Below are 13817 nucleotides of genomic sequence, written 5' to 3'. Positions count from 1 at the left end.
ATTATCAACTATGTACAAACGTTCAATTCTCTGTGCTGCCCTTGCAGCAGCCACCATGGGTCTTAACGCCCAGAAGCCAGTGAAAGCCCCTGCTGGCGGCAAGGCCATCAGCAACGAGCTCATTGGTATCTTCTTTGAAGACATTAACAACTCTGCCGATGGCGGACTCTATGCCGAGCTTATTCAGAACGGCGCCTTCGAGTTCTCACCCGTTGAGCGCGACGGCTGGGGCCCCGGCACTGCCTGGCGCATCACCCGTCCTGGTCACTCTACCGGCTATATCCAGCCCCGAATGGACAACCCCGTTCATGCCAACAATGCCACCTATATGCGCCTGCACTGCGAGCGCGCCAACCAGTATTACGATTACACAGGTTGGACTGGCTTCGGCATTCAGAACGACGGTTTCGACGGCATCTCAGTTAAGGCTGGCGAGAAGTACGATTTCTCGGCCTTTATGCGCAACGTAAAAGGCGATGCCAAGCAGGTACGTGTGGTACTGATTGAGCCAGTAAAGGGCTGGCCACCAAAGGATCCCAAACTGCTGGCCGAAACAACCTTCGACGTAAGCAACGGCGATTGGAAGAAGTTCGAGGCTGTGCTCACACCTAATGCCGACTGCAAGCAGGCTGCCCTGCAGATTCTGGTACTTACCAAGGGTGATATGGATATCGATGTGGTATCGCTTATGCCCGAAGATACATATAAGGGCCACGGCCTGCGTAAAGACCTGGCTCAGGCCCTGGCCGACCTGCATCCAAAGTTCATGCGCTTCCCTGGTGGATGCGTGGTTCACGGTGGTGGCGACGGATTCTGGAACACCTATCGCTGGAAGACCACTATCGGACCTAAGGAAACACGCCGCCAACTCAAGAACACCTGGGGTTATCACCAGAGTGTAGGTCTGGGCTATTTCGAGTACTTCCAGTTCTGCGAGGATCTGGGTATGGAGCCTCTGCCCATCCTGCCTGCCGGCGTCAGCTGTCAGGGCGCCAACGGTGGTTGGGGCATGAAAGGCCAGGCTCAAGATGTAGTCCCCATGAGCGAGATGGACGAGTGGGTTGACGAGTGTATCGACCTGATCGAATGGGCCAATGGTGATCCCGCCACCAACAAGTGGGCTAAGATGCGTGCCGAGGCAGGTCATCCCAAGCCCTTCAACCTCAAATACCTTGGTATTGGTAACGAGGAGCGCATCTCGCCCGAGTTCTGCGAGCGCTTCAAGTATATCTACGAGCGTGTCACCAAGGCTCATCCCGAGATTGTGATTGTGGGTACAGCCGGTCCTGGCTCGCATGCCGATAACGGCGACTATCAGAACGGTTGGAAGCTGGCCGAAGAGCTCAATATGCCTATCCTCGACGAGCACTACTACGAGCCCAACACCTACTTCCTGAACAAGCGCCAGTACGACAGCTATCCCCGCGACCGCAAGACCAAGGTCTATCTGGGTGAGTATGCCGCTAAGGATAAGAAGCTGATCGACGCCCTGGCCGAGGGTCTGTATCTGTTGCACGTAGAGCGCAACGGCGATGTAGTAGCTATGACATCTTACGCTCCCCTGTTTGCCCGCAAGAACGGTACCCAGTGGAACCCCGACCTGATTTACTACGACAACGAGCGCCCATTCCTTACCTGCAGCTACTATGTACAGCAGATGTTCGGACAGTCGAGCGGTAACTACTACTATGGCGACTGTGTGAAGTTTGAGGGCGACGCTGCCGATGCCATCCAGCCTATGGAGGGTGTACACTACGGTCAGAGTGTGATCCTTAACACCAAGACCCGCCAGCTGTTTGTTAAGCTTGTTAACGCCAGCGCTGATGCCAAGAAGGCCAACATCAACCTGAGCCGCTTTGGCATTAAGAAGCTGGCCACCAAGACCACCCTCACAGGTCAGCCCAACGACGAGAACAACTTCGACGCCCAGCCCATCGCTCCCAAGAAAGAGCAGCTCAAGGCCCAGAAGAAGTTCACCCTCGACCTGGCCCCCTACTCAATGGTGATGCTGCAGTACCAGCTGTAACATCAGCTAAACATAAAAATCAAAAGGCTTGCTCGGGAATTCTTGAGCAAGCCTTTTTTCTTAGTAATCAAAATCCCAATCGGTTTTGTAGTGATCGAATTTAATATCGTCGATGGGACCAAACTGGGCAATGATGTTCATAATGCCCTCCTGCTGCTCGGGTGTGAGCAGTAGCTCGCCATGATGGGCACGATAATATGGTCCGTTGCCACGGCCAAAGAATGAGCTTACACTCTGGCGCGCCTCGGCCTTATGATACTTGTCCACGTTCTTGTACAGCTGACTGAATCCCCAGGCCTTCCGTACCAGTTTCTTCTCACGATAGTAGCAGCACTCGCCATCCTGCCAGGCTGTAGGATATATGGCCATGCCACAACCACGTTCGCCTCGCTTCAGTAGCATGGCCTGATAGTGCATGCACGTATCTTTTTTACCACACTCGCCATTAAAACACAGGGCATAGCTCCCAGGAACATTTTCTGCTTTTAGTTCTTTCTCTTCCATATTCGTATCTTTTTAGTTATTAATAAAAAATCACTCATCTCTCAACAAATTTCTCAAAACCCGCATAAACACTGGTGATTCGGGCGATGAGAGATGGTTTTTATCCCTCCCTCATCTCTCCCTAATCTCTCATGTCATCTCTCCCTACATCTCTATGCCACCTTAATAGGCATCACATCGTAGTACGAGATATGAGCACGCTCCCTGTGCTTAAAACCCAGCGCCTTGATGGTTTTACCCAGTCGAACCTTGTTGCCGATGGTATTGGTGAGCGAAGGATAGCTCTTCTGCATCACAACTATCATCTGGTCGCAATTCATCGCCTTAGGTACCTCACCTTCTTCAGGATGGCGGAAACATGCCACAAACATCTCGCCCAGGTCCTTCTGTTCCATAAAGTCCTGATTCAACTGCTGTATGCGGGCCACCTCATCGTTACTGAACCAGTAGGGAGCCTTTAGCTCCTGTAGCTCATAAACCACCTGAGCATATAGCTGCAGATAGTCGATGTCGCCCTCATTATTAATCAGGTGCCCGTCAGGAATCTGGATACAGATGTATCGACGACTACCTGTAGGGTCGGTCAGAGGGTGAGGATTGTTGGTGGTTGCCACAAACGATGCGAATCGAGGGCGATCCTGCTGGGTACGACCAAAGATGGGACGACCATTCACTTTACTTACCGACAGCGTCTGCTTAAGCTTCGACTGCTGTTTAACGCCAATGGCCTCGAGCTCGTCCAGATTCACAATGAGATTGTTGGTAAGCGCCATCTCCTTATCGAACTTATTGCTCAGGTTCAGGTGGTCGAGATAATACTCACGTAGTTCAAGGGGCAGCAGTCGACGCACAAAGGTGGTCTTACCACAACCCTGAGCGCCTATAAACGTAGGTACACACTCGTTGCCATGCAGCATATCCATCTGCAACCAATGAGCCACGGCAGAACGGAGCCAGATGGTGAGATAGTTTAGCTGCTCAGAACTGATGCCAGGTATGCGACCAAAAATCCTGGCGATATGGTTCTGTCCATCCCATTTGGGTAGAGTAGTCAGGAATGCCTGCGCAGGATTATACTCAGGCACCTCCTCAGATTCCACATATTCCGTTATCTCTGTCTTAGGACTTCCCTTTTCCAGTATCTGTTCGCGCTTGGCACGAATCACGATACTGTTCAGGGCCTCCTTGGTTAGAGGTCGGAACACATCTGCTTTAGGCAGCACAGCATATTCCACCTTGCCGTTTAGGGTGTTTCGGCGGAACACGTAATTCTCGTTGAGGAACAGCTCGATGGCGAGCGTTGCCTCCTGTGAAGCGTTATTTGCCTCACTGGTAGTAATACAATTTTCTGACATATGAAAAAAATTTTAATGTTTAACCTCTTCCTTTAGTCTTTCTCCTTAGGTCCGGTTTTTGGCGCGCTTTCTGCAGCGTGCGTTTTTGGTGCAAAGCTGCGATTAAGCGAGAGCAATGGTGCTTGCACCAATTGCCGAGCGTGAGCAGTTTCGCGTTTTCGAACGCAAATATACTAAAAAAAATCGCGTTTTGCAAATGTTTCGGTCGTTTTTTTCTATTTTTCTTGAAATGTTAAAATTTGGATGGTATTGAGAGATGGAGGGAGGGATGAGGGAGAGATCAGGGAGGGATTATGAGAATCTCTCATCTCTCAAAACACCAGTGTTTATGCGGGTTTTGAGAGATTTGTTGAGAGATGGAGGAATTTACAATAAAAACGTTGTAGATAGTGCAAGCCGACGCCATTGATATCGCCAATAAAAGCGCAAAAAAGATTCTTCGACAAGCGAAGCGGCAAGCCGATTACCCAACTTGGGAATGTTTTGTCCCCAACCTGGGAACGTTTCATTCCCAACCTGGGAACATCGCGTTCCACTAATGGGAAATTTAGCCCCTGTATTTGAAGCTGCTGCCACCAACGAACTCACGCATGATGCTAGTGGGGGGAATCTCCTTATCGCTGATGGGGATAAAGTAGTGCAGGAACTTTAACAGGCGATGGGCTTCGGCATACTCCGGGCAGTTTTTGGGAACTGACGCGAGGATGACCTCGGCATGGGTGCGCAACACGGCAAACTCGATGTTGAGGGCCGAATTAAACATCACATCGGCTGTTTCCTGGAAAGGTACTATCCACTGATCCTCGGCCTCGCACACGCTGTGCCACTGACTGATAGTCTCACGAGCCGAGAAGGCTCCTTTGTTGTAGTCGCGAATGATGCGGCGCAGCAGACGGTTGTCCTGGGTGGGAATCCAGTTATGATCGTCGAGCGAGATACTGGTAAGGGCTGAGATATAGATCTTATACTTGGCCGAATCGGGAATCTGCTTGGTGAGCAGGGGATTCAGGGCGTGGATACCCTCGATAATCAGTACGCTATCGTTGCTCAACTTAAACTTCTTACCATTCCACTCGCGCTTACCAGTTACAAAGTTATACTGGGGCACTTCTACTACCTCGCCCTTCATCAGGCGCTCCAGGTGCTCGCCCAGCAGCTTGTAATCTACGGTCTCTATATTATCAAAGTCGTACTGACCGTTAGGCAGCTTGGGGGTATCGACACGGTTCACAAAGTAATCGTCGGTTGAGAACGAATAGGGGCGCAAACCGCAGGCCAGCAACTGTACAGAAAGACGCTTACAGAAGGTGGATTTACCTGAGCTCGACGGTCCTGTAATGAGGACTATACGGATGGGATTCTCTGGGTCGCGGAAACGCTGGTCGATCTCCTCGGCAATCTTTACAATCTTTTTTTCCTGCAGAGCCTCGCTCACCTGAATCAGCTCGGAGCCATAGCCACGCAGGATGGCCTTGTTGACATCGCCGGCATTCGACAGGCGCATGATGATATCCCAGCGCACCTTTTCGGCAAACACCTCGAACGTGCGAGGCATGTCAACCTTCTCGGCCAGCTTGGTAGGATCGTTCTTATCGGGCACACGCAGCAACAGGCCGTCGTGATAGCGCTCCAGGCCCCACACCTTGAGGAAGCCTGCCGATGGCACCAGCGGACCATAGTAATAATCTACGGTATCGCCCAGCATATAATAATCGGTATATATCTGACCGCTGGTTTCAATCAGCTTTACCTTATCGGCAAAACCACGCTCGCTGAACACACGTACAGCCTCGTCGGTAGTGGCCTCGGTACGGCGGAAGGGCAGGTCGAGATCTACAATCTCCTTCATGCGCTGGCAGATTTTCTGCACATCCTCATCCGTCAGGGGCTCGTTGTTTTTCTTTTTAAAGTTGCAGTAGTAGCCGTTTGAGATGGGGTGCTCCATGTAGAGCTTGCTACCAGGGAACACATCGCTGGTGGCCTTGTAGAGCACAAAGCACAGCGAACGGGTATAAACACGACGACCTGAACCACTACGGGCATCAAGGAACTCTACGTCGCGATTCTGATACAAACGGAACTTCAGGCCTTGCGAGGCGTTGTTGACCTTGGCCGATACTACTGGATACTTAAAATTAAGTTCGCTGGCAAACGCCTGATAAACGTCGGCCAACGATGTGCCTTCAGGGAAACTCTTGGTGATGTTGTTATTCTTGCAACGGATATGTAACATACTCTACTGGTGTTTTTTCATACTTACCTTATCGATAGCTATCTTTTGGCAACCAACGCCCACAATAGCCAACTGGGCCTTGGCACAGCTACCATGAGCCGTAAACACAGCGTGATACTGCTGCCACTGGTTGCCTTTGGCACGGATGGTAGCCTCGGCCAGGGGCTGGCGCTGCTCATCAACCAGCTGGATAATCAGCAGTTTGCAGCCTTCCACACGGTCCTCTTCCTTCAAGGCAGGCAGATTGCGCAGGCATACTGAGAAATCGTACTTGGTGCCCTCGACTACAGGGATACCATCAAAACCCTGGTTATAGATGGTGTCGCAGCAGATGACGGCATAGCAAGGATTATCGGCACTAACAGGATCAACATGAACCACTACTACGGGCTTGCGGCTATCCCAAGCGGTGGTGGCATTAGCACCTTTTTCAACCCTGGGGGTTAATTCAAAATCGCCATTACGAATAAGCTCGGCTTCCTGAGCCTGAGCTGTGAGAGTGCATAATGCCAGCAACAGCATCATACAAAGATGTTTACACTTAATCATATCAAATATTCTCTTTTTAAAAAGTCTATATTACATGTAGGCAGAGCATGGTGAGATCGTCGTTAGGATCGGCGCCGTTGCGATGACGATTCACCTCGTTCTTCATGGTATCTACCATATCTCGTGGATTCAGCTGACTGGCACTTTTAACTACGTTAAGCACCTGTTCGTCGCCAAACTGCTCAAGTTTCGTGTTCTCGGCCTCGTTCAGGCCATCAGTATATACAAAGAACAGGTGGCCACGGATATCATCGATCACCTCGCCCTCGTATTTCAGTCCTTCCCAAAGGCCGATAGGCGCATTGGATTCCATCTCCAGGAATCTACTCTCGTTGCCATTGCCCAGTATAGGGGGATTATGACCTGCATTACAGAAGTCGAGCTTGCCGGTACGCAGGTTCACCATACCGAAAAACATGGTAATAAACATGCCGTCGTCGTTATGCTCGCTCAGTTCGGCATTCAGCTCGGTAGCCAACTTGGCAGGCGTGTAGTTACGCTTAACCATGGCACGGAACAATCTGATAACCTGGGCCATGAAGAGCGCTGCAGGCACTCCCTTACCTGATACGTCGCCTACGCAGAAGCACAGGTTATCGCCAATAACCAGATAGTCATACAAATCGCCTCCTACCTCCTTGGCAGCTGTCATCGAGGCATAGAGATCGAAATCGGAGCGCTGTGGGAACTCGTTAGGCACCATCGACTCCTGAATGTGACGGGCAATACGCAACTCACTCTCGATACGCTCCTTGGCCGATGTGGTTTCCTCGAGCTGGTCGTAGGCCGCCTTCAGATCGTTATGCGCCTTGTGCAACTTGGCAGCAGCCTTTTGCTTGTAAAGGGCATAAACAATAAAGAAGCCGATAATCAGAATAATAGTAACAACAGCGGCTATCTGACGTTCGCGCATCAGCTTGGCCTTGTTCTCGGCCAGTCGGGTTTCGTTCTGCTCGGTATTGTAGATAGTGGCCAGTTCGGCTGCATTGTCGGCTCTTGCACGATCGATAGCTACACTCAGCGAGTCGCAGATAAAGGTACTGATAGCATAAACCGAGTCCTTGCGACCTGCCTTGAGGTTGGCCTCGTACTTCTTCAGATAATAGGTTTCGAGATTCTCAATCGAGAACTCCATGCGATATTTGTTTACCAACTCATCGAGTCGCTGGAAACAAACGGCTGCATCTTTCCATTGTTTGGCCTCAATCAGGTACTCGCCAGCATCGTAGATACCCTCAGGACTCTTACTGAACTTGGTGTTTCTGAAGTCGAGATAAGCCAGATACGACTCCTGCGATTGCCCTAACGATACAAGCGCTGTGGCACGATAGATACTACAACGGGCAAGCTGCTTGTCGATATAGTCCTCGTCGGCAGGAAACAGCTTCTCGTATTTTTTTACCAGCTCTTCATAGCAGTCGCACCAATGCATGGCCTGCTGGTACTGATGGGTGGCATTGCACGAGTAAGCCATATTAACAATGCCTGCAATGGCACCCTTGTAAGTAGATTCGGTAGGTGATGCGCTGATACGCTCAAGATGTTTGTTATAAGCGCGTTCGAACGATTTCCTGGTGGTTTCTTCCATGCCAGGCAAACGGGCCTGTCCGCAACCGATAAACACCAGCAGGTTTACATAATCGGTGGTGGTGTCGCAACCCAACACCTCGAGCTTTTCGGCAGCATTGATGGCCTCTTTCAGCGAGCCGTCGTAGTCGCCCTTCAGATTCAGCAGGTTAGCCAGATGACTGGCCGATTTGGCATAATAATCTACCTGCTCGGAATTATTAAAGTTTTCGACTTCGCTCTCGGCCTTCTTCCAGTAATACTCGGCTGTACGCTTTTTACCCATGCGGTCGCTGGCATAGCCACTCCAATAGTACGACTGAACTTCGGAAATGGCGCCAATCTTACCAAGACTATCGGCTAAAGACAACAACAACGGATAGTCCTTATGCTTATACGCATCAAGGACTAATCCGTCGGCCGTATTCTTTTCAAGTCCTGTTTCTTTCCGTTCGCCGCATGCAACCACCAGCATTAACACTAGTGAGAAACAAGCCAGTAGTTTAATAGTTCTGTGGCTCATTCTTCTGCCCAATAATCATTTATTGTGGGCAAAGATACGGAAAAAGTTTGAAACTTGCAAGATATTACATCAAAAATTTATAAATATCGCTCTTTTATCCACGAGCCTCGATTTCCTTGTTAATCTCGTCCAGACGCTCATCGGTAAGAGGATACTTGTAGATAAGACCTCCAACGATAATCAACAGAACGGCAGGAATGATACAGGTGAACACCAGAATAGCATTCTGAGCTGTTACTGAATACTCAGCCAGGTGGGTATAATAAGCGTTTACAGGTGCGCTGATGAACGAAGCCAGGAACACTGTTACAAAGATGCTGAGTACCAGCTGCAGGCACTTGTTGGCCTTGAACTCGGCAAACATCTCGCCATAGGTAACAGGCTTTTCGGGTGTAGTGGCAATGCGCTCCTTACAACCTGTGAAGCAGTAAAGCAGCAGTACAAAACCTACAATAGCAAATACGCAGGTAACGGTAAACCAAGCTGTAGGATCGATAGGCAGAGCCGACTCCTCGCTGGCCAGGTCGAAACCAATCATACCCATTACCAGTGGGGTAATCCAACCGGCAATTGAGAAACCAGCCTTGAAGGCTACACCAGCCAGAGCGTTAACGGTAGCAGCAGGACGGTTGCCTGTACGATACTCGGCCTCGGTAATTACCTCAGGCACAAGGGCCCACATGAGCGAACCTACCAGCAGACCAACACCTGTCATCACCTTAGCTGTCTGTACCAATGTATTGAGTTCGGCCACATCGAAGAACTTACCAATGGTGAACAGGATGACAAAACCTACAAAACCAATGGTGAGCAGCAGGTAATACAGACCCTTCTTACCCAACCAGCTCTTCAGCATAGGCAGCGAGGGCAGGATAACGAAGGCAGGAATGGTACCAATGGCCATGAACAGAGCCTGGTTCCAGTCGATCATGGTATGAGCTACCATAGCCAAACCGATGGGGAAACCAGCCTGAACCACAATCTGACCGATGTTGGCACATACCATACGGGTAGATGTAAGCTTCAGCACCTCGTCGTTATCGCGAGTCATACTGGCCATGATAGAGCCATAAGGAATATTTACTACCGAGTAGATCATGCTAAGCACGGTATAGCTAACGGTGGCATAAATCAGCTTCATGCTGGGCGACCAGGTAGCGGCCTGAGGCAGCATAAGCAGGCAGGCAGCAGCCGTCAAGGGGATACCACCATACAGCAGATAGGCACGATACTTACCCAACTTAGGGTTACGGTTGTCGATATAACGACCCACTACAGGACTCCAGAAGCAGTCGATGAGTCGGACAGAGAGAATCAGTCCACTTACAAATGCCGGATTAATCTTCAATACTGTAGTAAGGTAAAGCATGAGGTAACATGCTACTGTCTGGAAAATAAGATTCTGCGCCAGGTCGCCCGATCCATAGCCGATGCGCTGGAGCCACGAAAGCTTGTAGAAGCCTTTGGTTTCGTTAGATGTACTCATATTATTTATTAGTTATTAATTGATAATTCGAATGAACTCATAGGCAGTCCGCTCAGCGAGCGTACGTTGGCCTGCTTGGGATCGTCCTTCCAGGCATAGCGGATTTTCAAGGCTGATGCTTGCGAAGCTTGAGGTACGAGAAGGGTAATCACATTACCCTTGCCGACAGCAGGCACATTCTGGTATGTATTGTTACCATTGTTGCAAACCTCGAATGTATAGAGGTCGCCTTCCTGTATGGGCTGGTCGAGTGTGAGCTGGATAGCTGCATCACTCACCTGGGTAGATACCACCTCGGGCGACAGCTTCACCTTATTATTATATAAGAGCTTATCAAAACACAAGCCGATACGCTCGGCCACCTCTTTTTTACGCAGGGGATGGATGTCAACCGTCTCACCCAGGTCGTTAATCACAGCCAGTTCGGCTTTGGCATCGGCCTTAGCCACTACACGCTGAGCCTCGCGCAGCTGTGCCCAACCGCTGTTTACAGGTTCTGTCTGTGGAGTGATGGGGCGTGGGAAGCCTGTTTGCTGGCGACCGTCGTAGTTGGCCAACTGCACAATCACAAATGGCATCTGCTGGTCGTTCCAGCGATTGCGCCAACTGCCCATCAGCTTTTTCAGATAGTCGGCATATGGGGCAGGATTGCCAGTATTCGACTCGCCCTGATACCATACCACGCCATTGATGGCATAAGGTGCCAATGGATACAGCACGGCATTATACAGTGTGGTGGGCAGGTTCTGTAACGATACGTCGCTGCTGGGGCACTGGGGCATTTCGGCACCCACCTTCATCTTCCACAGCTGACTGAGTGGCTGCACATCCTTTGGCATGGGGTTCTGCGACAGGCGGTCGTCGCCAAAACACAACATGTAAGGCTTTTCAGGAATGAAATGCACAGCGCCGAACTTATTGATAAAACGGATGGCAATCACGTTATCACCTTCTTTCAGCATGCCCTCAGGGATATCATAGCGGCGTGGGGGATACTGATAACCCGTTTGTCCAATCTGCTTGCCGTTCAGATAGGTTACATCGCGATCAAAAAGCGTGCCCAGCAACAGGCGGGCAGGTTTTCCTGCGTGTTCCTTATCAATCGTAATATGCTGTCGGAGCCAAACGCTACCTGTGCCGCGCCAGGTCCAGTTGTTCTGATCAATCTGCTGCCATGAGGTTTCATCTACAGCCACATCGGCATAACCTGGGTCGGCCTGGTTCAGCATGCTTTCCCACTGCTGGTTGGCAGCGCCATTGGCCTGCATTTGTGCGCGTACATAATTATCGTTCTGATACATCTGCAGCTTTTTAATCAGCATGGGATAGTCGGCCTTCAGCGAATCTTCGCTAATCCAAGCCTCGATAGGTGTGCCACCCCAGCTGTTAACAATAATGCCCTGAGGCACCTTGTTGGTCTGGAACATGCGCTTACCCAAGAAATAGCCGGCAGCCGAGAACAACCAGGCATTCTGCTTGTTCACAGGTTTCCAGTTGATGTTAGTATGGCGGATATCCTCCTTTACACCATGGGTGCTGGTTTCGTTCTGCACACGGAACAAGCGGATCTGACTGTTCTCGTAGTTATCAATCTCCTGGGTGTACTGCGGATAAACACGCTCGATGGTTACATCGATGTTCGACTGACCAGAGAGCAGCCACACATCTCCCACCAGAATATTATCAATCGTTTGATCGTTGACCGTTAACTGATAAGGGCCGCCTGCTTTCATCTTAGGCAGGTCAACACGCCATCGGCCATCGGCATCGGCGGTAGTTTGATACACCTTCTTGTTGAAACGTACGGTTACGGTTTCGCCAGCATCGGCATGGCCCCAAACAGGTATGAGTTTGCCACGTTGCACCACCATACCCGACTGGAACAGTTTAGGCATGGTTACTTTTGCATCGGCAACTGACAAACAAAATAGTGTTGCGCAAAAAAATATAATTTTCTTCATAATTGTTGCTTTGAGGTCACAAAATTAAGAAAAATCTGCGATGAAACCGCCAAAATGAGTCATTTTGTTATGCAATGACACATTTTGAAAAACTTCTGTAACAATTTAAAATATAAACTCGCCGATTTTTCACTACCTTTGCAGCAGTTTTAATTTGCAACAGATATGAATAAATTATCATCGCAACAGGTATCATTAGGTGAGAAGGTCGGCTATTCGTTAGGAGATGCCGCCGCTAACTTGGTATTCCAGATGATGATGATATTCCAGTTGAAGTTCTATACCGATGTATTTGGACTCGACGGAGCTGTTGCAGGCTCGGTACTGATGATAGCCAGCATTTCGGCCATCATCGTTGATCCTGCCATCGGCCTGCTTACCGATCATACCGACACCCGCTGGGGTAAATTCCGTCCTTGGATGCTTTGGACCGTTATCCCATTCTGCGTATTCTACATGTTGGCATTCTATAATCCAGGCATCCACCAGAAAAGTTCGGTAGCTATCTACGCAACCATCAGTTATGTGTTGCTGATGACAGCCTACTCCTTTAATAATATACCTTATTCTTCTTTAGGCGGTGTGATGACCAGCGATATACGCGAACGCACCAGCATTACTACCATCCGATTTGTGGTAGTAACCATTGCGCAGTTCGTGGTGCAAGGTCTTACATTACCTTTGGTAGATCACTTTGCCGAGGGCCACACCTTGCAGCATGGCTGGAGTTGCACCATCGCCATCTTTGCCTGCATCGCCTTTATCTTCTTTATCATCACGTTTGCTGTGTCGAAAGAGCGCATACAGCCGCCTCCACGCCAACAGCTCAGTGTGAAAGAGGACATTAAAAATACGGTTTCGAATGTATCGTGGAACGCGATGGCATTACTCACATTTGCGCTGTTCGTCACATTAGCCATGTGGGGATCGGCCATGAACTTCTACTTCCAATACAATGTAGATCAGAAGTCGCTGTACGATTTTATGTCGCATTTCATCAGTCTCGACTTCAATAATGCCTACTCTATCGGCTTCTCAGCCTTTAATATGATGGGCGCCATCGTGCAGTTTGTTGGTGTGATTTGCTTGTCGCGCTATCTGGCCAACAAGTTTGGTAAGAAGAAAACCTTCAAGGTTTGTCTGAGTCTGACAGCTTTCCTTACTGCCCTGTTCTATATCCCAGAGCCCACCGACGTAGGATTGCTGTTTGTGATTAACTTCCTGCGCTCATTGGCTTATGCGCCTACCATCCCACTGCTGTGGGCTATGATTGGCGATGTGGCCGACCATATCGAATACGAGAGTCATCGCCGTGCCACAGGCTTCTGCTTCTCAGGCATCGTGCTGGCCCTGAAGTTAGGATTAGGCTTTGGAGGCGCTATCGCAGGCATCATCATTTCGATGTTCGGCTATGTAGCTGGTGGCGAAACTACCATACAGAACGAGAGTGCCACTATGGGTATCCGATTGGTATCGAGCATTGTGCCAGCCATGCTGTTTATGGTAGGTGTGGTGGCGCTGCACTATTACCCCATATCGAAAGAGTATAACGAGAATATGCAGGCAGAACTGTCGGCACGCCGCAGGATTGCCAACCAGAATAATGATTATTAA

At 49.8% G+C, this 13817-nt stretch carries 9 protein-coding genes; 2 read left to right on the top strand and 7 right to left on the bottom strand.

The genetic code is table 11. The features are described 5' to 3' along the window. Nucleotides 1-10 precede the first annotated feature (10 nt). Entirely contained in the window at nucleotides 11-2026 is a 2016-nt protein-coding gene (locus T500_RS14935) for an alpha-L-arabinofuranosidase C-terminal domain-containing protein (protein ID WP_051611825.1), read from the top strand. Nucleotides 2027-2086: 60 nt separating this feature from the next. Here the strand turns inward: T500_RS14935 and T500_RS0101910 are convergent, their stop codons facing one another. The 7 genes from T500_RS0101910 to T500_RS0101880 all read right to left on the bottom strand — a co-directional run bounded on the left by T500_RS0101910 (nucleotide 2087) and on the right by T500_RS0101880 (nucleotide 12203). Continuing rightward, a complete protein-coding gene (locus tag T500_RS0101910; RefSeq protein WP_028906716.1) occupies nucleotides 2087-2530 on the bottom strand; it encodes a DUF6078 family protein in 444 nt (147 codons plus the stop codon). Nucleotides 2531-2682: 152 nt separating this feature from the next. After that, complete coding sequence (locus T500_RS0101905) at nucleotides 2683-3885, bottom strand: VapE domain-containing protein (protein WP_028906715.1); 1203 nt, start codon at nucleotides 3883-3885, stop codon at nucleotides 2683-2685. Nucleotides 3886-4432: 547 nt separating this feature from the next. Beyond that, a complete protein-coding gene (locus T500_RS0101900) occupies nucleotides 4433-6118 on the bottom strand; it encodes a nucleoside kinase (RefSeq protein ID WP_013065035.1) in 1686 nt (561 codons plus the stop codon). 3 nt (nucleotides 6119-6121) lie between these two features. Further along, nucleotides 6122-6667 carry a hypothetical protein gene (locus tag T500_RS0101895; RefSeq protein WP_155267392.1) on the bottom strand — a complete coding sequence of 182 codons (546 nt, stop codon included), beginning with the start codon at nucleotides 6665-6667 and terminating at the stop codon, nucleotides 6122-6124. A gap of 25 nt (nucleotides 6668-6692) precedes the next feature. Then, nucleotides 6693-8756: a PP2C family protein-serine/threonine phosphatase gene (locus T500_RS16245; RefSeq protein WP_080694751.1), complete on the bottom strand. Its 2064-nt coding sequence runs from the start codon at nucleotides 8754-8756 to the stop codon at nucleotides 6693-6695. A 94-nt stretch (nucleotides 8757-8850) separates the two neighbouring features. Further along, entirely contained in the window at nucleotides 8851-10242 is a 1392-nt protein-coding gene (locus T500_RS0101885) for an MFS transporter (protein WP_028906712.1), read from the bottom strand. A gap of 8 nt (nucleotides 10243-10250) precedes the next feature. After that, entirely contained in the window at nucleotides 10251-12203 is a 1953-nt protein-coding gene (locus tag T500_RS0101880; protein ID WP_028906711.1) for a sialate O-acetylesterase, read from the bottom strand. A gap of 165 nt (nucleotides 12204-12368) precedes the next feature. On the opposite strand from T500_RS0101880, the gene T500_RS0101875 reads away from it, so the two are divergent. Beyond that, nucleotides 12369-13817 (top strand): MFS transporter, encoded by a 1449-nt coding sequence (locus tag T500_RS0101875; RefSeq protein WP_028906710.1) that lies wholly within the window; start codon nucleotides 12369-12371, stop codon nucleotides 13815-13817.

This window comes from Xylanibacter ruminicola Ga6B6 (genome assembly GCF_000687715.1).
GTDB lineage: Bacteria > Bacteroidota > Bacteroidia > Bacteroidales > Bacteroidaceae > Prevotella > Prevotella ruminicola_B.
The sequence above is the reverse complement of the archived record's forward strand: the minus strand, read 5'-3'. Positions and strand labels throughout refer to the sequence as shown.

Coding starts and splice junctions, on each gene's coding strand:
- T500_RS16245 (WP_080694751.1), bottom strand. CDS start 8,756: ATGAGCCACAGAACTATTAAACTACTGGCTTGTTTCTCACTAGTGTTA.
- T500_RS0101885 (WP_028906712.1), bottom strand. CDS start 10,242: ATGAGTACATCTAACGAAACCAAAGGCTTCTACAAGCTTTCGTGGCTC.
- T500_RS14935 (WP_051611825.1), top strand. CDS start 11: ATGTACAAACGTTCAATTCTCTGTGCTGCCCTTGCAGCAGCCACCATG.
- T500_RS0101880 (WP_028906711.1), bottom strand. CDS start 12,203: ATGAAGAAAATTATATTTTTTTGCGCAACACTATTTTGTTTGTCAGTT.
- T500_RS0101900 (WP_013065035.1), bottom strand. CDS start 6,118: ATGTTACATATCCGTTGCAAGAATAACAACATCACCAAGAGTTTCCCT.
- T500_RS0101895 (WP_155267392.1), bottom strand. CDS start 6,667: ATGATTAAGTGTAAACATCTTTGTATGATGCTGTTGCTGGCATTATGC.
- T500_RS0101905 (WP_028906715.1), bottom strand. CDS start 3,885: ATGTCAGAAAATTGTATTACTACCAGTGAGGCAAATAACGCTTCACAG.
- T500_RS0101875 (WP_028906710.1), top strand. CDS start 12,369: ATGAATAAATTATCATCGCAACAGGTATCATTAGGTGAGAAGGTCGGC.
- T500_RS0101910 (WP_028906716.1), bottom strand. CDS start 2,530: ATGGAAGAGAAAGAACTAAAAGCAGAAAATGTTCCTGGGAGCTATGCC.